The following is a 1,047-nucleotide window of genomic DNA, read 5'->3' as shown; positions in this document are numbered from 1 at the left end:
ATCGACAGGTCTAATCCGGCATAGTGTTTCATGGCTGCTTCCTTCCTTCAGGCTTCGACCACCAGAAGTGTGCGCCGCTCAGCCGGCCCGAGGAAGCAGCCACAAATTACACGATGACCCATTGATGTGAGAGGCGCTATCTGATTCAGGCTCCGCGAGGAGACCGAATGTGAGCGACCTTTACTGGCTGACGGACGAGCAGATGGCGCGGCTCGAGCCGTATTTCCCGAAGAGCCATGGGAGGCCGCGGGTTGACGATCGTCGGGTGTTGAGCGGGATCATCTTCGTCAACCGCAATGGGCTGCGCTGGCGGGATGCGCCGAGAGACTATGGCCCTCACAAGACGCTGTATAACCGCTGGAAGCGGTGGGGCGAAGCGGGCGTGTTCGCGCGGATGATGGAAGGGCTGTCCTCGACAGGCGCGGACCGCAAGACGGTGATGATCGATGCGACCTACCTGAAGGCGCACCGCACGGCATCGAGCCTGGCGGTAAAAAAGGGGATCTTGGCCGCCTGATCGGTCGCACCAAAGGCGGCATGAATACCAAGCTCCATGCCGTCACTGATGCGAACGGTCGGCCCCTGAGCTTCTTCATGACCGCTGGTCAGATCAGCGATTACATCGGCGCCGCGGCGCTGCTCGACGAGTTGCCGAAAGCGCAATGGTTGCTCGCCGACCGAGGTTATGATGCCGACTGGTTCAGGGAGGCCCTTGAGGAAAAGGGCATAAAGCCCTGCATCCCGGGCAGGAAATCACGCAACGAGCCGATCAGATACGACAAACGCCGCTACAGGCGTCGAAGCCGCATCGAGATCATGTTCGGCCGCCTCAAGGACTGGCGCCGCGTCGCCACCCGCTACGACCGCTGCCCAACCGCTTTCTTCTCGGCCATCGCACTCGCCGCCACCGTCATCTTCTGGCTATGACCAATGAGTCATCGTGTAATTTGTGGCTGCTTCCTCGGGCCGGCTGAGCGGCGCACCTTCTGGTTGTCGGATCTGAAGGAAGGAAGCAGCCATGAAGCACTATGCCGGAATAGACCTGTC

The 1,047-nt window shown here is 60.6% G+C and carries 1 protein-coding gene; it reads left to right on the top strand.

The window, feature by feature from the left end:
• The first annotated feature begins 169 nt into the window (after positions 1-169).
• A protein-coding gene (locus M9978_RS22985; protein WP_254297499.1) for an IS5 family transposase occupies positions 170-927 on the top strand; the annotation gives its coding sequence in 2 pieces (ribosomal slippage) (positions 170-503 and positions 503-927; 759 coding nt in all).
• Positions 928-1,047: the final 120 nt, after the last annotated feature.

Source organism: Sphingomonas tagetis, assembly GCF_024211275.1.
GTDB classification, from domain to species: Bacteria; Pseudomonadota; Alphaproteobacteria; order Sphingomonadales; family Sphingomonadaceae; genus Sphingomonas; species Sphingomonas tagetis.
The sequence above is the reverse complement of the archived record's forward strand: the minus strand, read 5'-3'. Positions and strand labels throughout refer to the sequence as shown.